This window comes from Neolewinella xylanilytica (assembly GCF_002934605.1).
Classification (GTDB): Bacteria; Bacteroidota; Bacteroidia; order Chitinophagales; family Saprospiraceae; genus Neolewinella; species Neolewinella xylanilytica.
Genome location: NZ_PTJC01000005.1, coordinates 1,117,435 through 1,134,238 on the forward strand (window position 1 = coordinate 1,117,435; position 16,804 = coordinate 1,134,238).

At 60.3% G+C, this 16,804-nt stretch carries 14 protein-coding genes; 5 read left to right on the forward strand and 9 right to left on the reverse strand.

What is annotated here, in order from left to right; genetic code table 11:
- Positions 1-19: 19 nt before the first annotated feature.
- The 3 genes from CLV84_RS04405 to CLV84_RS04415 form a co-directional block, all read right to left on the reverse strand.
- Positions 20-2,206, reverse strand: coding sequence for a sensor histidine kinase (locus tag CLV84_RS04405; RefSeq protein ID WP_104418514.1), 2,187 nt, complete (start codon positions 2,204-2,206; stop codon positions 20-22).
- A 233-nt stretch (positions 2,207-2,439) separates the two neighbouring features.
- A complete protein-coding gene (uvrA, locus tag CLV84_RS04410) occupies positions 2,440-5,340 on the reverse strand; it encodes an excinuclease ABC subunit UvrA (RefSeq protein WP_104418515.1) in 2,901 nt (966 codons plus the stop codon).
- 436 nt (positions 5,341-5,776) lie between these two features.
- On the reverse strand, positions 5,777-6,355 hold the full coding sequence (locus CLV84_RS04415) for a transposase (RefSeq protein ID WP_104418516.1): 579 nt from the start codon (positions 6,353-6,355) through the stop codon (positions 5,777-5,779).
- A 206-nt stretch (positions 6,356-6,561) separates the two neighbouring features.
- On the opposite strand from CLV84_RS04415, the gene CLV84_RS04420 reads away from it, so the two are divergent.
- Positions 6,562-7,440: a hypothetical protein gene (locus tag CLV84_RS04420; RefSeq protein WP_104418517.1), complete on the forward strand. Its 879-nt coding sequence runs from the start codon at positions 6,562-6,564 to the stop codon at positions 7,438-7,440.
- On the opposite strand, the gene CLV84_RS04425 is transcribed toward CLV84_RS04420, so the two are convergent.
- The 5 genes from CLV84_RS04425 to rfbC form a co-directional block, all read right to left on the reverse strand.
- Entirely contained in the window at positions 7,441-8,373 is a 933-nt protein-coding gene (locus tag CLV84_RS04425) for a hypothetical protein (protein WP_146088709.1), read from the reverse strand.
- On the reverse strand, positions 8,357-9,754 hold the full coding sequence (locus CLV84_RS04430) for an MBL fold metallo-hydrolase RNA specificity domain-containing protein (RefSeq protein WP_104418519.1): 1,398 nt from the start codon (positions 9,752-9,754) through the stop codon (positions 8,357-8,359). Before CLV84_RS04430 ends, CLV84_RS04425 begins: the two co-directional genes overlap by 17 nt.
- 258 nt (positions 9,755-10,012) lie before the next feature.
- Positions 10,013-10,960 (reverse strand): sulfotransferase, encoded by a 948-nt coding sequence (locus tag CLV84_RS04435; RefSeq protein WP_104418520.1) that lies wholly within the window; start codon positions 10,958-10,960, stop codon positions 10,013-10,015.
- 70 nt (positions 10,961-11,030) lie between these two features.
- Positions 11,031-11,438, reverse strand: a complete 408-nt coding sequence (locus CLV84_RS04440) for a thiol-disulfide oxidoreductase DCC family protein (RefSeq protein ID WP_104418521.1) — start codon at positions 11,436-11,438, stop codon at positions 11,031-11,033.
- Between the two features lie 25 nt (positions 11,439-11,463).
- Positions 11,464-11,994, reverse strand: a complete 531-nt coding sequence (gene rfbC, locus CLV84_RS04445) for a dTDP-4-dehydrorhamnose 3,5-epimerase (RefSeq protein WP_104418522.1) — start codon at positions 11,992-11,994, stop codon at positions 11,464-11,466.
- 130 nt (positions 11,995-12,124) lie between these two features.
- On the opposite strand from rfbC, the gene CLV84_RS04450 reads away from it, so the two are divergent.
- Positions 12,125-12,493 carry a hypothetical protein gene (locus CLV84_RS04450; RefSeq protein WP_104418523.1) on the forward strand — a complete coding sequence of 123 codons (369 nt, stop codon included), beginning with the start codon at positions 12,125-12,127 and terminating at the stop codon, positions 12,491-12,493.
- Between the two features lie 85 nt (positions 12,494-12,578).
- Positions 12,579-13,220 carry a peptidylprolyl isomerase gene (locus CLV84_RS04455; protein ID WP_104418524.1) on the forward strand — a complete coding sequence of 214 codons (642 nt, stop codon included), beginning with the start codon at positions 12,579-12,581 and terminating at the stop codon, positions 13,218-13,220.
- 100 nt (positions 13,221-13,320) lie between these two features.
- Here the strand turns inward: CLV84_RS04455 and CLV84_RS04460 are convergent, their stop codons facing one another.
- The gene (locus CLV84_RS04460) at positions 13,321-13,872 is read right to left on the reverse strand and encodes a class I SAM-dependent methyltransferase (RefSeq protein ID WP_104418525.1); all 552 of its coding nucleotides are present in this window, start codon (positions 13,870-13,872) and stop codon (positions 13,321-13,323) included.
- 137 nt (positions 13,873-14,009) lie between these two features.
- Here CLV84_RS04460 and CLV84_RS04465 point away from each other — a divergent pair, with 137 nt between their 5' ends.
- A complete protein-coding gene (locus CLV84_RS04465; protein WP_104418526.1) occupies positions 14,010-14,693 on the forward strand; it encodes a response regulator transcription factor in 684 nt (227 codons plus the stop codon).
- 8 nt (positions 14,694-14,701) lie between these two features.
- Entirely contained in the window at positions 14,702-16,801 is a 2,100-nt protein-coding gene (locus CLV84_RS04470; RefSeq protein WP_104418527.1) for a hypothetical protein, read from the forward strand.
- The last annotated feature ends 3 nt before the right edge of the window (positions 16,802-16,804 follow it).

Sequence of the window (16,804 nt, forward strand, 5' to 3'; positions counted from 1 at the left end):
CCGCCGGAGCCCCTGACTACTAGTCTTCGCCGTACTTCGAATACAAGGAATCCGGATCGCTGACCGCGGTATAGAACAGTACGCGGGTCCCCTTATTCTCCTCGCTTTCGATCCATACTTCGCCTTCGTGGAAACGGATGATCCGCTTGACGAGCGCCAGTCCGATACCGGTGCCCTCGATGTTTTCCACGTTGGTTGAGCGGGTGAACAGGTTGAACATCCGCGATTGTTGTTCGCGGGGAATGCCGATGCCATTGTCTTCCACGTAGAATACGGGGTGCTGCCGCCGGTACTCGCCGGTCCAACCCACTTGCACCCGGCGCCCGCACTTAGTAGCGGCGCTGTACTTGAACGCGTTAGATAAAAGGTTCGTGAAGACCATCAAAAGGTAGTTCCGGTCGCCGAAAATGTCGGGCATGTCGGGTTGGACCTCGCAGTGGAGAAACTTCGCGCTACCGTCGGCCATGTTGGCGATCGATTCCGCGACCAGGCGGGATACGGTCAGGCGATTGACCAGAATTTTGGTTCGCTCGATGCGGCTCAGGGCGAGGATCTCGCGGATGAAGTGCTGTACCCGAACCGCGTTATCCTTGATATTTTGGAGGTGGTGGCGACCTAGCTCCCCGAGGGATTCCCCGAAATCCTCGTTCAGGATGTCGGCGTAACTGGCAATACCCCGCAGCGGGGCCCGCAGATCGTGGCCGACGGCGTAGCTGAAGATCTCGAGATCGCTGTACGCCTCCTGGAGCAGCGCGTTTTGCTGCTGAGCGCGGTCGTACCGCTTCATGACGGTATCGCGGATGAAATTTTGTAGCTTTTTGGCATTGCCGATGGATGCCTCGCTCCACTTGCGGGAGCGGTTGTAGCGTAGCACCTCCTGGCGGGCGAAGCGGCGTGCCTTCTCGACATCCGACTCCGGGCTACTGCCGTATACGACGGACTGCACCGCCGCGGGGCGAAACCAGATGATCCAGTTATCGGCCAGGGCATCCAGCGGTAGAAAAAGGATGCCGGCCGCCACGTCCAGCAGATCTTCCCCCCCGGGATAAAAGGTGGCGAGTTGGTCCGTACCGTAAAACGGGGTGGTGAGCCCCTCGCGCTTCAGCCAGCCTACGATGTCCTCTACCACTTCGCGGTCGGGGGTCAGTTCGTGAAGTGTCAGGCTAGCCCCCGAACAGATGGCGGCACCGTGGGTGTCGGGGATGAGGTCGAGGAGGCTGAAGTCGGGGCCGATGAGGCCCTGCACGAGCGTATCCGAGCGGAGGATGTTATCGTATAATCTGGAACCGCCGTCCTTCGCGGGGTGGTCGCGGTGCCTGGCCGGTTGGTAGGCAAAGTGTTCTATCCGCTGTTCTACCGTTTTACCCGCCAGGTAAAGAAAGGTGCGCATTTGATAGTCCAGCCGGACCGGCTCCACCCCGTGCATGTACAGGGCCCCCCAAAGCTGATTGCCCCGGGAGATGGCCAGCACTGCGTTGGTAGCAAGCTTGTTGTCATCCAGAAATTTTTCCGTGTTGACGTTCGGCTCCCGACTGCCGACGTGATGCCGAAGCAGTTGTTCGGCCGCTTTCCCGAAGCTTCCCCGGATCGCCACGTTGCCCCCGTCGAGGGTAAACACTTCTACCGGGTTCGCCACTAGTTTTCGGTGGGCACTTTCCGGGATGTCGTGGCGAGTAAAGTGAACGCCCAGGAAAGTGGGCAACCCATCGCGGTGGCACTCGTTCACGACCACGCCGTCGTAGCTCTGGTCGAAGCGTAACACCATCGATCGATCGAAACCCAGGTGGCCGTGTGCGCCGTCACAGAGTGCCTGCAGGAGCGCCTTTTTGGAAGTTGCCGAGGTGAGTCGTTCCGTGAAGGCACGGAGGCGGAAGGCATAGTCTCGTGGTTGCGGCCAGGTGCGGCGCGGTTCGATCTCCACGACCCACTCGTCATCCGCGGGGTAGAAAAGGGCCTGGTAATTGGCTTCTCGCCATCCGGCCTGTCGGGGGAGCTTCACCGGTACGGGCCAATCCGCAAGATCATGGACGGGGATAGCGTCCAGGCAGGCGGCCGGTAGCAACCCGGTCAGCGGGGTGCCGATGAGATCCGCCGGGGATCGGCCGCATATCGTACGGGCCTGCGCGCTGACCGCCTTGATGGACAGCGAATTTCGGCAGGCGACGATCACCAGGGCGTAAGACTGTACCAACGGTGACGGGATCATATAAAACCTACCTTTTCGCAAATATAGGAAATAGGTCAGGCGGTGACGGCGCTAAACCTGATGACATATCGTAAAGTGTCGCCAATGTAGTGGGACCTTAAGTCACCGATTAGCGAATGGGCACCCCCTATCGACCGATTACCCCCACTTTTTCCCAGCCGGGGTGGGCGGGGTCGACGGGGAAGTCCTTCGGGAGAAGAACCCCACCGGCAATCAGTAGGTATCCGGTGAAGTTAACCCGCTAACTCTTCCCGTAAAAATTTTCCGGTGTGGCTTTCCCCTACTTGGGCGACTTCCTCGGGGGTTCCGGTAGCTACTACCGTTCCGCCGCCGCGACCGCCCTCCGGGCCCATGTCGATCAGGTAATCGGCCACCTTGATGACGTCCATGGTATGCTCGATCACGAGTACGGTATTGCCCTTCTCCACGAGTTTCTGGAGCACTTTCAGCAGGTACTTGATGTCTTCGAAGTGCAGGCCGGTAGTGGGCTCGTCGAGGATGTACACGGTCTGGCCGGTATCGCGCTTGGATAGCTCCTCGGCCAGTTTCACCCGCTGGGCCTCGCCGCCGGACAGGGTAGTAGCCCGTTGGCCGAGGGTAATGTAGCCGAGGCCGACGTCGCGCAGCGTCTTCAGGCGGCGGTATATCTTGGGGATGGGCTGGAAGAAGTCCGCCCCCTCCGCCACGCTCATGTTGAGGACGTCGGTAATCGATTTGCCCTTGTAGAGGATTTCCAGCGTTTCCCGGTTGAAGCGCATGCCCTGGCAGGTCTCGCATTCGACCTCCACGTCGGGAAGGAAGTTCATCTCGATGGTGCGCATCCCGCTGCCCTTGCAGGTTTCGCAGCGCCCTCCCTTCACGTTGAAGCTGAAGCGGCCGGGCTTGTAGCCGCGGATCATGGCCTCCGGCAACTTGGTAAACAGCTGGCGGATGTCGGTAAACACCCCGGTGTAGGTGGCGGGGTTGGAGCGGGGGGTCCGACCGATCGGCGACTGGTCGATATCGATCACCTTGTCGATGTGCTGCAGGCCGTAGACGCGGCCGTGCTCCAGGGGCTTTTTGACGCTGTTGTACAGGTGCTGCCGCAGGATGGGGTAGAGCGTTTCGTTGATCAGGGTCGACTTTCCGCTGCCGGATACGCCGGTCACGCAGGTGAGGGTGCCGAGGGGGATCTTGATATCCGCCCCCTTCAGGTTGTTGCCCTGGGCACCCTTCAGCGTCAGGAACTTACCGTTGCCCTTGCGGCGGGTGTCGGGTACCTCGATCTTACGGCGGCCGGCCAGGTAGTCGCTGGTGATGCTGCCGGCGTGCTCCTGCTTCAGGAACTCCTCGGGCTTGCCCGCCGTCACGACCGCGCCGCCCTTCACCCCCGCGCCGGGGCCCAGGTCGAGTAGGTAATCGCTGGCCATCATGATGTCGCGGTCGTGCTCGACGACCAGCACCGTATTGCCGATGTCGGTCAGGTCGCGCAGGGCCCGGATGAGTCGTTGGTTGTCGCGCTGGTGCAGCCCGATGCTCGGCTCGTCCAGGATATAGGTAATGCCGGTGAGCTGGCTGCCGATCTGGGTAGCCAGCCGGATACGCTGGGCCTCACCGCCGGAGAGGGTGCGGCCGGGCCGGTCCAGGCTCAGGTAGCCCAGGCCAACGTGTAGCAGGAACTGCAAGCGGAAGCGGATCTCCTTCAGGATGTCGGTGGCGATGAGGGTGGTACGCTCGTCCATGCCCTCTTCGGCCGTCTCCATCCATTCTCCGAGCTCGGTCAGGTCCATGCGGGCGAGGTCGCTGATCGTCTTTTCCTTGATTTTGTAGTAGCGGGCTTCCCTGCGCAGCCGGGCTCCTTCGCAGTCGGGACAGGTATCGATGGTCATGAATTCCTCGGCCCAGGTGCGGATGCGCTCGCTGGTGGTCTCCTCGTACCAGCGTACGATCATGTTAACGAGGCCGTGCTTTTCGACGTCCCACACCATGTCGTGGGCGCTCTTGTCGTATTTGCTTTTTTTGGATTTTTTGCTTTCCTGACTGCCGTAAAGGATCACGTTAAGCGATTCGGGCGCGATCTTTTCGATCGGGTCGCTCAGCTTGAATTGCTCCGCCTTCGCGATGGCTTTGATCTGCTTGAAGGTGGTATTGTCGCGGGTATCGCCGAGGGGGACCAGCCCGCCCTTGTTGATGCTGAGCGAGCGATCGGGGATGATCTTGGTGAGGTCCGGGCTGTTCACCTGCCCCAGTCCCTTACAGGTCGGGCAGTAGCCGTAGGGGGAGTTGAAGCTGAAGGTGTTCGGACTGGGCTCTTCGTAACTGATGCCGTTTTCGGCGTCCATCAGGTTCTTGGAGTAGGGGTTGGCTTCTCCGGTGTCGGCGTCCTGGATGAAGACCAGGCCCTCGCCGAGTTTAAGGGAGGTGGATACGGCCTGGCTGAGGCGATCGCGGCGGTCGGCGGTCATCTTGATGCGGTCGACTACCAGCTCGATGTCGTGCACCTTGTAGCGGCTCACCTGCATGCCCTCTTTGAGGTCCTGGATCTCGCCGTCCACCCGTACCTTGGTGTATCCCTGCTTGCGCACCTGGTCGAAGAGCTCGCGGTAGTGGCCCTTGCGACCGCGTATGAGGGGCGCGAGGACCACGATCTTGCGGCCGTCGTACTCCGTGGCGATCTGGTCGAGCATCTGCTCCTCGGTGTAGCGGAGCATGGGTTTGCCGCTCACGTAGCTGTAGGCGGTACCGGCGCGGGCGTAGAGCAGCCGTAGGAAGTCGTAGATCTCGGTGACCGTACCGACGGTGGAGCGGGGGCTCCGGTTGGTGGTTTTCTGTTCGATGGAGATGACCGGACTCAGGCCGGTGATCTGCTCCACTTCCGGCCGCTCCATGGTGCCCATGAATTGGCGGGCGTAGCTGCTGAAGGTCTCCATGTACCGCCGCTGCCCCTCGGCGTAAATCGTATCGAAGGCCAGGCTGGACTTGCCGCTGCCGCTCAGGCCGGTAATCACCACGAGCTCGTTGCGGGGCAGCTCGACGTCGATGTTTTTGAGGTTGTGCTCCTTGGCCCCGATCACGCTGATAAAGCGCTCCGTATGTGGTATTTCCTGGGTTTTCTGGGCGGCGGGCGCGGGTGCGGCGGTAGTCGGTGAAGGCATAGCCTTAACAACCCACGAACTTGGTAGGTGGTTGTGTCGGTTGCGGGCTCCCTGGTCTTCCGGCGACCGGCGTCAGCCCCCTGGTCCGCCGAGCGGTAGCTCGTCTGCCCAGGGGGCGGGTCGACGGGAGGATCGTTGTGCGCCACTCGCGTAGGCCAGTATCGGAGCAGGAGCGTTTTTCCACCCCGACTCGTCGGCGGACCAGCTTACGCTGGGCAGACGACTGATGATGGTCGGTGGCCAGCATCAGCCCCCTGGTCCGCCGAGCGGTAGCTCGTCTGCCCAGGGGGCGGGGTCGACGGGAGGATCGTTGTGTGCCACTTGCGTAGGGCTATATCGGGGCAGGAGCGTTTTTTCAACCGACCCGTCGGCGGACCAGCTAGCGCTGGGCAGACGACTGATGATTGCCGGGGACCAGTTCACGCTGGGCAGACGACTAGCGACGTCGAACGCCGATCAACTTCTCCGCCAGCGCGTAATTGCAAAGCGTTCCTTCCCGTAAACCGGCCCAGTCGCTAGCGGAGGAATACGGCCAATCCGCAGCGCATTCAACCAGCCCGGCTTTGACCGGATTGTAGTGGATATAGTCAAAGCAGTGCCTGATGTAGGGTACGTACTGCGTGAACGGACGCTCCTCTACTAATTCCCAGCTTTCCGGTATGAAGTCTTTGTAAGCGGGCTCATATTGTGTTTTTCTAAACAGACTTCCCCTGCGCTCATACTGTGGGTTTACCCGCCGGGTATAGCTGCTTAGTAAACTGCGAAATGTTGCGTGGATGACCTGTTGTTTGCTAGGCTTTAGTCCGGCCATTTGTATTTCGATCCCTGCCTGCTTTGGTATCAGCTGCAAGTGAAAATGGGTGGGCATCAGGCAGTAGCAAAAAATATCCGCGACGGGTAAAATCTGCTTGCGAAGTTTCCGCAAAAAAAGGTGGTAGAACTCTTCCTGCCGGTATACTACCTCGGAATTGATTGACTGGTTGTAGACGTGGTAAATGACGTTGGGGTAGTACATAGTCGAAATTAAGGCAATTGGAAGAAACTGTAGCTTCCTGGTCCGCCGAGCAGCAGCTCGTCTGCCCAGGGGGCGGGTCGACGGGAGGATCATTGTGTGCCACTTGCGTAGGTCTGTATCAGGGCAGGAGCTTTTTCCACCCCGACTCGTCGGCGGACCAGTTAGCGCTGGGCAGACGACAGACGACCGTTGTACATTCGCCAGCAATGAGCCCCAGCCGTTTCCCGATCCACCTTTGCACCTGCGCGCTCGCCGCCCTCCTTCTCAGCGCCTGCGGTAGCACCTATCCGCCCCGCAAGTTCCGGCTGCCCGAGCGGCTGAGCGAAGCTTCCGGACTGGTCATCGACGACAACCGCATGCTATGGCACAACGACAGCGGCGACGGGCCCTATCTCTATACCACGGACATCCACGGGGAGCTGCTGGCGGTAGACACCCTCGCCGCCGACGCGGTCGACTACGAAGACATCTGCCAGGATGACACCGGGCGCCTCTACCTCGGCGATTTCGGAAACAATACCGGCCGGCGCCCGGATCAGACCATCTACCGCTACGATTCCACTACGGGCGTCACCGATTCGATCGTCTTCACATACCCCGGCCAGGATGGCCGCGGGATCGACTATCCCGGCAACTACAACTGCGAGGCGATGGTGGTCGCCGATGGCCAATTGCACCTGTTCACCAAGGACGTCCTCAGCGGCAACCGCCCCTTCTACATCAAACACTTCCGGCTGCCAGCTCAACCGGGTACCTACGAAGCCGAACTAGTCGATAGCCTCTACCTACCCCGCCGGGTGATCACCGGCGCGACCCTCGACCGCCAGCGCAACGAACTTTACCTCGTGGCCTACAATTTTCGCGTCTTGCTGGGCTTCCTGCCCACCGGTGCCGCCTCCCTCATCAAGCTGTCGAACTACCCCGAAGGCGCGTTCTTTCGGGGGGATATCGAGCGGCGCAACGTCGCCTGGGCGGTTCCTACCCAGCACGAGGCCGTAGCGATCTACAACGACGCATACCTCTACATTGCCGCCGAGGCCACCCGGATTCGGAAGCGCGCCATCGCCCGTCGCATCAAGCGTTGATTACTGCCACTGCCGACTACCGATCCGGTAGAAGATGACGTACCGGCTTTCGGCGGTAGCCACCTGCGGCCAGAGGTCGTTAATCACCCGCATGGCCAGCGCGGTATCGGCCACTTCGCGGCGCAGCAAATCATCCTTATACAGGTATATGTTTTCGTAATACGTGGCGGAATCAACGCGGTACCGTAAGGGGGTAAGGCGGGCAAAGTACGTACTGTCTTCCAGCGGAGGCAGGGCCGGCTCATTGATCAGATAGACCAATTTACCACGACGGTAGACGGCTGCCCAGTCATAGGTCGCCACGGCCAGATCTAGGGGAACGGGGTAGGGGGGCTGGTTGCGGACGTAGCCGTTGATCGTCTGGCGGTCAACGATGGAGTTTTCCGTTTCCCATTGACTGAGGTCGCCCGTGTTGTAAGCCATCAGTACGGCCCGGTCCACGGGCGGTATTCCCTGGCGGGTACGGTCGCGATACTGATGCAGACGTACCGTACAACTGAGGGTAGCTTCCGTCAATTGGCTGAGCTCGCGCAGGAAAGCAAAGTAAGTTTCGCGCGTACCCGCCGTCCAGTCACAGTCGATTTGTACTTCCGTATAGGGGTGGGGGAACAGATTGCTTAGTAGGGTAAGGATGTTTTCGGCCAGGTTCCGGGGATCGTGCTCGAAGACCTCATTCGTGATAAACACCACCGGCACCAGTTCGACCGCCACCGCGCCGCCCGTAACCAGCTCGGCGGAAGGTTCGGCCCTCCCTTCGGTCCAGCTCACGTCAAATACCTTCACGTACAGGCGCTCTGCTTTCCAGGACCGTATCGGCTCAGCCGGCGGGTCCAGGTAGGTTTCCCAGTGATAAAAAGCATATTCCGGCTGGGGTACTTCCGTACCACACGACCAGAAGCAGAGCAGCAGCAAAAAGCTATAGCTCCACCTCATCTTCCAGCCTTGGGGCGATCACCTCGCGGAAGCCGGCGCGGCGGAGACTTTCGGTGAAGGGCTCCATGCGGTCCAGTGTGCCGTGCACGAGGAAGAGCTTTTTACAGCTGTCCTGCTGGCCGTTCAGGAAGTTGATCAGCTCGGAGCGGTCGGCGTGGGCGCTGAAGCTGTCCATGACGACCACGTCGGCCCGCAGTTCGTGGTATTCACCGTAGAGTTTCATGCCGGTGGCCCCGTCGCGCAGCTTGCCGCCGGGGGTGCCGGGGGCGCAGTAGCCGACGATGAAGATGGTATTCTTCGGGTCGCCCATGGTATTGGCCAGGTGGTGTTTGCTGCGGCCGGCGTTCATCATGCCGCTGGCGCTGATGATGATAGCCGGCCCGTCGAGGAAGTTGAGGGCTTTGCTTTCCTCCACGTCCTTAATATAGGTCAGGTCGTTGAAGCCGAAGGGGTTATCGTCGGTGAGCAGGTATTCCTGGAGGTCGCGGTCGTAGCACTCGGGGTGGGATCCGAAGACGGTGGTGGCGTTCACGGCCAGCGGACTATCTACGAAGACGGGGATTTTCGGTAGTTGCCCGCTACTCTCCAGCTGGTCGAGCATATAGACGATCTCCTGGGTGCGCCCCACGCTGAAGGCCGGGACGAGCAGTTTACCCCGCTTTTCGACGCAGGTCTTCCGGATGATCTTAAGAAAGCGTTCCAGGTCGTTGGGGGCGAGCTCGTGCTCCCGGTCGCCGTAGGTAGATTCGCTGATGAGGTAATCGCAGTCCGGCAGCTTGCGCGGGTCCCGCAGGATGGGTCGGTCGGGCCGCCCGACGTCACCGGTAAAGCCTACGGTGGTGGTGCTTCCGTCCGCCCGGCGGATGCGCAAGGTCACGCTGGCGCTACCGAGTATGTGGCCGGCGTCGCGGAACTGGAGCTCTACGTCCGGGTGGATGCGGATCCACTCGCCGTAGGGGTGGCCGACGAAGCGCTCCAGGGCGGGCTTCACGTCGGGGCGGCTATAGAGCGGTTCGCGTCCCTTGCCGAATTTGCCGTACTTCTTATTGTAATACTCCGCGTCCTTCTCCTGGATGAAGGCGGAATCGAGTAGCAGGATGGCGCAGAGGCTTCGGGTGGCGTGGGTGCTGTAGATCTTACCCGGGAAGCCGTCGCGCACCAGCTTCGGAATGCGGCCGCAGTGATCGATGTGGGCGTGGCTGAGTACGAGGGCGTCAATTTCCCCGGGGTCGAAGAGGAAATGCTGATTAAAGTTCTCCATGTCCTCGTTCCGCCCCTGGTAAAGCCCGCAATCGAGCAGGATCTTGTACCCATCGTCGAGGGTGAGGAGGTGGGCCGACCCGGTAACTTCGCGGGCGGCACCGCAGAATTTGAGCGTCATGGGAGGAGGGGTGAAGGACTGAAGGACTGAATTAGTGAATGCTTGAAGGACGGAATGGGTGAATACAGGCGGGATAGGCGCCGTTTCGGGCGACAGGATACGTAAATCGGTTTGAACGCCCGCGATTGTCGGGGAGAGATCCTGGTTCACACCCTCTGTAAGCCGGTTTTTGCGCCGGGGCGCGGGAGCAATGAGACCTGACACATCGGATGTGACAGTCTGTCACATCCGATGTGTCAGGTCGGGGAAGACGGGTATTCAGGAAAAATTTCCCCGGTAAATGAGCGTAGCCGGGAAGTCAATTGCAGCGGGTGGGGTGTAGTCATCCTCGAAGGTGCGCCGGTACCAATAGGTACAGTAGCCGCCGAATTCCTCCGCCAGTCGGGCCATCATCGGCTCGTATTTTGCCTTCAGCTGGTCTTCGATTTCGCGGGGGATGCGCACTTTGGGGGAGGGGTTGGACACCTTCCGTAGCTTGCAGTGCCGGTCGATGGCGGCGGGGTCGCCCCCGGTGAAGTCCACGATGTCGGCGAGCAGCGCCCGGGGGTCGTGCACGATCGCATCGAAGAAGCCGATCAGGATCCGATTGGGGTCGAAGCAGTTGCCGTAAGCTCGGAGGGTACGTATATAGTCGGTACGGAGTTCCTGGCCGTCCGAGTCCAGGAACTCCCGCAGGTTTTCCAGGTCGAAAGCTTCGTCTTCGGTGTAGTTGGCTATCCGGCCTTTATTGATGGTATGGCGGTAGTGCGACCACGCCCGGTCGATAGGATTACGGATCAGGAAAATGATCCGGGCGTCGGGGCTGATGGTCCGCATGCGTTCGATGTCCTTCTCCTTCAGCATGGAGTAGGCGGGGGTGATGTCGCCGGAGATTCCCGGTAGGTCCGTGAACAGGCTACGGTACCAGTTATCGGTGTACTCCGGTAAGCAGTAATTCGCCATCCACTTCACCTCGTGCATATTGCCGCGGCGTAAGGCATCGAGTGTCCGTTTTCCTTCCATGTAAACCCAGGAGGGCTTTTTTACCCGATCGAGGAATTTGGCCGGACTCAGCGCGTACGGAATCGGATACTCCTTACTGCGGTTAAAGTAGTGGAGTTCCTTAACGTAGGGTAGGGAATACGCGGGAAGCTCCGACAGCCGGGCCCAGAGCCAGGTGGTACCGGATTTCATAGCGCCGATGCCGTAGAAAGAAATATCGCTCATTAGCGGCCGCGTTCAGGAAGAAGGTGGAGTTATTCCCGAAAGAAACGCACTTTTTGCTACTGGCGGTACCTCATCCTTCCAGAAAACGCGTCTTCCATTCCGGGCGGGGCAGCATGCAGTTTTCCCGCTTACCGAACCAGTTGTAGCGGTGGTGACTGACGTAGTTGTAGAAGAAGTCGCGGATCTGCCGGGGAATGATCCCGAAGATAGCGAGGTACGACAGGGGTCCGCCCATGAGTTCGAGCGTTTTGAGCACGCTGGTACTGCGGGTATATACCTTACCTTTTTGGTAGAGTACCACCGAGTTCAGGTCCTTCGGATCGATGCCGTAGCGGGGGAGCAGTTCCTCGGCTATGTCGGACTGCAGGCTGGCAAACCGTAGCTCGCCCCGGCGATCGTGCTTCAGGATGAACTGGACGGCCCCGTTACAGAGGTTGCAAACGCCGTCGAAAAAGAGGATGGGATGCGATGTATCCATACCCCGATAACACGGCCCGGTGGCACTAGGTTAGCAACGGCCACCGCAGATCGCGATCCGCGACGGTGTATTCCCCGTCGATTTCCGGCCATTCGATCCCGAAAGCGGGGTCGTCGTAGCGATAGCCCTGCTCGGCTTCCGGGGCGTAAAAGTTGTCGCACTTATACGCAAAGACGGCGTGGTCGGAAGTGACCAGGTAACCGTGGATGAACCCCCGGGGCACGAAGAGCTGGCGGTGGTTTTCGCCACTGAGGGCAATACCGTACCACTGGCGGTAGGTGGGGGAATCAGGGCGCATGTCTACGGTGACATCGAAAACCTCACCGGATAGTACCCGGACAAGCTTTGCCTGTGCTTTATCGCCCTGCTGGAGATGCATTCCCCGCAGAACGCCATGGCTACTGGCCGCCTGATTGTCTTGCACGAAGGTGGTCGCTATTCCGGCTTCCCGAAAGGTTTCCTGATTATAGGATTCGAAAAAGTACCCTCGTTTGTCTCCGAAGACCTTTGGCTCGAAAATTTGCAGACCTTTAAGCGGCGTAGTAAGAAATGGCATAATGGATTTCGATGTTTTTAGCTCAGGCCGTCAACTAGCTGCCACCCCTGAGTCGTTTGGTCTCAAAGGTAAGCACGGCTTGCTGACAGCAGGCTGATCGAACGCAGCCATGCTCCAATACAATACACCAATGGTCGACAACTGGGAAACAGATTTCGCCTACCAACGCATCCGCCACCTCATCCAGACCCGCTTCCGCCGGGATACCCTCCCGGATCTGAACGCCCTGCTCTTTCTCGTTGGCGTACAGGAACTAGGCCGCTGGCAGGCCGACTTCACCAAGGAGGAAAAGCGTGACCTCATGCACGTGGCCGTCTGTCGGCTGATGGCCGAAGACGGCCACTACCGCTTCGTCGGGCGGGACGATGACGGTTGGCCCCATTACGAGCTGACGAGCAAGATCCCCCCCACGGACCTGAAGGGGCAGGAGCAGCTGCTGAAGGAGAAGATCATCGGATACTTCCAGGACCTGGAAACGACGGAGGGCTTCATCGGCTAGGAAAACATGCGCTAACTTCGCGGTGTGGCCGCGGTGATCCGCTGCCGGTCACGGTTTTCCTTTCACCTGCTCCCCGATCTTGACTATGCGTTTCCTTCCCTATTTTCTCCTTCTCCTGCTAACCCTCACCGCCTGCAACGCCGACGGCACCCGGGCCATCATCCAAACCAATATGGGCGACATCGAGGTTCTCCTCTACCCCGAAACCGAAGGCCACACCGAGAACTTCATCAAGCTGGCGGAGGAGAATTTCTACACCGGCACCCTCTTTCACCGCGTCATTCCCGGCTTCATGGTGCAGGCGGGCGACCCGGAGAGCAAGGGCGCCCCGGCGGATAAGCCCCTCGGCATGGGCGGCCCCGGCTACGAGATCGACGCCGAGATCGGTGCGCCCCACCTCCACGGGGCCCTGGCCGCCGCCCGTACGCCCGATAACGTAAATCCCCAGCGCCGCAGCAGTGGCTCCCAGTTCTACATCGTCACCGGGGAACTGCAAACGGACAATAGCCTCGACAATATCGAGCGCATCAAAAACATCAAGTACAACGAAGCGCAGCGGGCAGCCTATAAAGGCGTTGGTGGTCGCCCCGACCTCGACCAGGACTACACCGTCTTCGGTGAGGTCGTCAGCGGTATGGACGTGGTTGAGCGCATCGCGGAAGCGGAGACCGGCGCCTACAATCGCCCCCTGCAGGACGTGGTGATCGAGAACGTGGTGATCAAGTAGGTTAGCTTCGTCCGCCCAGCGTAGCGGAGGTAGTCTGCCAAAGCGGGTGGGTAGTAAGAGAATCCCCCGAAGCTGAAGCTCCGGGACCCTGCGCCACACGTCAAACCAGCCCCAACGAACAGCTATACACGAAAGCCGGTGGCAAATTCGCCAGCGTAAACCGCACCGAAACGTGGGAAAAGCTGTCCTTCAGCAGGCCGTAGTCCTGGAGGGCGTATTGGTATTGGAGGTATTCACCGCCCGGGGCCAGTACTTGCTGCGACTGGCGGATGATCCGCTGCTTCACGGACTGGTCGATCATGCTCAGCGGCAGACTGGAAACGACGAAATCGACACTGCCGGGGGAAAAGTGATCGGTAAGCCGATCGGCACCGATGGGAATGACCCGCAACCGCTCGTCGGCGATCAACTGCAGCCGTTCGACGAAGGCCGCATTGATTTCAAAGGCCGTAAGCGTGCTCCGGGGGTGGAGCGTACCGAGTAGCGCGCGGGTGACGCATCCTTCGCCGGGACCCAGCTCCACCACCGTCAGGGGCCGGTCGCTGGGGATGGACCCGATCAGGTGCTTAATGAGCACCGGGGAGGCCCGGGCAATGGCGCCGGTGGAGCGAAAATTTTTCAAGGCTTCCCGAAAGAAGTTCCAGTTGTTCATAAAGTTGGGTCAGCGCGAATGTCACAAAGAACGCATAATTCAGTTAGAAGATCGCTCCCGCGCCCCGCCGCCCCAAACCCCTGCGCCCGCAACCATTCCCACCCACCGGTTGTACCAACTGCTAAAGTAACCCCCGTATGCTGCGCATCCTGCTGGTCGAAGACGAAGAGAATATCCGCGACACCGTCAAGCTCAACTTCGAAATGGAAGACTTCGAAGTCGTCACCGCCGAAAACGGGCGCAAAGCACTGAAGCACGCCGAAGAGCAGCACTTCGATATCATGATCGTCGACGTCATGCTGCCCGAGGTGAACGGTTTCCAGGTGGTCGAACAGATCCGGCTCACCAACCGCGATACCCCCATCATCTTCCTTACCGCCAAGGACCAGGCGCAGGATCGCATTCAGGGCCTGAAAAAAGGCGCCGACGATTACCTCACCAAACCCTTCGTCTTCGAGGAGCTCTTACTGCGGGTCAACCGGCTGATCGAAAGGACCAGCAAATCGCCCGACGTACAGCCCGAACTGTTTACCTTCGGCGATAACCGGGTCAACTTCGCCACCTACGAGGCCGACGGTAACCACGGTACCTTCACCCTGACCAAAAAGGAAGCCATGCTGCTGAAATTGTTGACCGAACGCCGCGGCGAGGTAGTGAGCCGCCAGCAGATCCTGCAATCCGTATGGGGCTACGACGTCTACCCCAGCACCCGGACGATCGATAACTTTATTTTGTCGTTCCGCAAATACTTCGAGAAAGACCCCAAGGCACCAACCCACTTTCTGAGCGTACGCGGCGTTGGCTATAAGTTCGTCGAGTAATTCCTTTAATGCAAGACATTTCCTTCACCTATCCCGTCTGGTACCTCGCCCTTTGCGCGCTGGCCGGCCTGGCCGTAGCAACGGTGTTGTACTTCCGGGCCCCGCTGTCCGCCGCCAAGCCCCTGGTCGCGGGCATGGCCGTCCTGCGGTTTCTCGGCTACTCCCTACTGGCAGCCCTGCTGCTCGCGCCGCTGCTGCGCTACGTCGACACCGACCGCCAGGAACCGATCGTCGTCATGGCGCAGGACGTCAGCGAATCGGTCGGACTGGAAACCGATACCCTCGCCTATACCCAGGAGTGGAACGCGTTGCGCGATGCCCTGGCAGCACGCTACCGCGTGGTCGAATACACCTTCGGAAGCCAGGTGAAGGAGAACGGCGCGCTCCGCTTTCAGGATAAGCAGACCGACCTGGATGCCGTCCTCAACGAGATCGGCGACGTCTACGGCACCCAAAACCTCGGTGCGGTCATCCTCTCCACCGATGGCATCTATAACCAGGGAGCCAACCCGGCCTACCGCGATTTTTCGCTCCCCGCCCCCGTCTACACGGTCGGCTTGGGCGATACTACCCGCCGCCGCGATCTGCTCGTCAGTCGCGTATTTCACAACCGCATCGCCTACCTCGACGACCAGTTTTCCATCCAGGTGGACGTCCGGGCCCGCAACGCAGCCGAGGAAGCTACTCAGCTGACCGTAAGCCGGATCACCGAGGCAGGTAGCACCGTACTCCACACGGAGCGGATCGCGATCGAGGGCCAGGACTTTTTCACCACCCGCGAGGTCATCCTGGATGCGGATCGCCCCGGCGTGCAACGTTACCGGATCGCGGTGACGGCGATCGGAAACGAGGTCACCCCGGCCAATAACCAGCGCGATATCTTCGTCGACGTGCTGGATGCCCGCCAGCGGATCCTCATCCTCGCCGAAGCGCCCCATCCCGATATCGGTGCCCTGCGGCAGGCGCTCGTGACGGGCCGCAACAACGAGGTGGAAGTCGCCTACGGCCAGGCCTTTACCGGCAACGTAGCGGATTTCGACCTCGTGATCCTCCATCAGCTTCCCTCCGTGGTCAACCGCCTCAGTCCGGTGCTGGAGGTGCTCCGGCGGGAGGAAGTGCCTACGCTGTTCATCACCGGGGCCGGCATCCCCGCGCCCCTCATGAACGCGGCCCAGGATCTGCTGGTCTTTTCGGGGTCCCGATCGCTATTGGGACAAGTACAGGGCAATGAGGTAACCGGACGCATCGTCCCGAACTTCAACGCCTTCACCCTCAGCGAGGAGCTGATCCGGGCCATTCCTACCTATCCCCCGCTGTCGGCCCCCTTCGGGGATTTCTCGCCCGGACCGGGAGCCCAGGTACTGCTGAACCAGCGGGTGGGGCGGGTCGATACCGAGTACCCCCTGCTAGTGGTAGGTGAAAGTCGGGGCCGCCGCACCGGCGTGGTAGTGGCGTCCGGGCTCTGGCAGTGGCGGCTGTACGATTACCTCGAATACGGCAACCACGAGCGCTTCGATGAACTGATCAGCCAGCTTACCCAGTACCTTACCGTGCAGGACGACAAGCGCCGCTTCCGCGTCACGGCCGCGGAGAACATCTTCGACGAGAACGAAGCCGTCCAGTTGGACGCCGAACTCTACAACAGCAGCTACGAACTGGTCAACGGCCCCGAGGCCACGATCCTGGTCACCGGACCCGAGGGGCGCGAGTATAATTACACCTTCAGCCGCACCACCAACGCCTATACCCTGGATGCCGGTACCCTGCCGGTGGGCAACTACGCCTACCGGGCGCGGGTCAGCGACGGCGGCGAAGCCCTCATCAGCGAAGGCCGGTTCAGCGTGCAGGCCGTCGAGCTGGAGCGCTACGCCCTGGAAGCCGACCATGCCCTGCTCCGCCAACTCAGCGAGCGCTACGGCGGGGACCTACTCTTCCCCGGTCAGCTGGCTACCATTCCCGCCCGCCTCGACGACAGTGGAGTAGCCAAACCCGTGCTCTTCGAAACGGTGAACACCCGCTCCATCCTCAACCTGAAGGGCATCTTCGTACTCCTCTTCTGCCTCTTCGCCGCGGAATGGGGACTGCGGCGCTGGTCGGGAAATTATTGATGG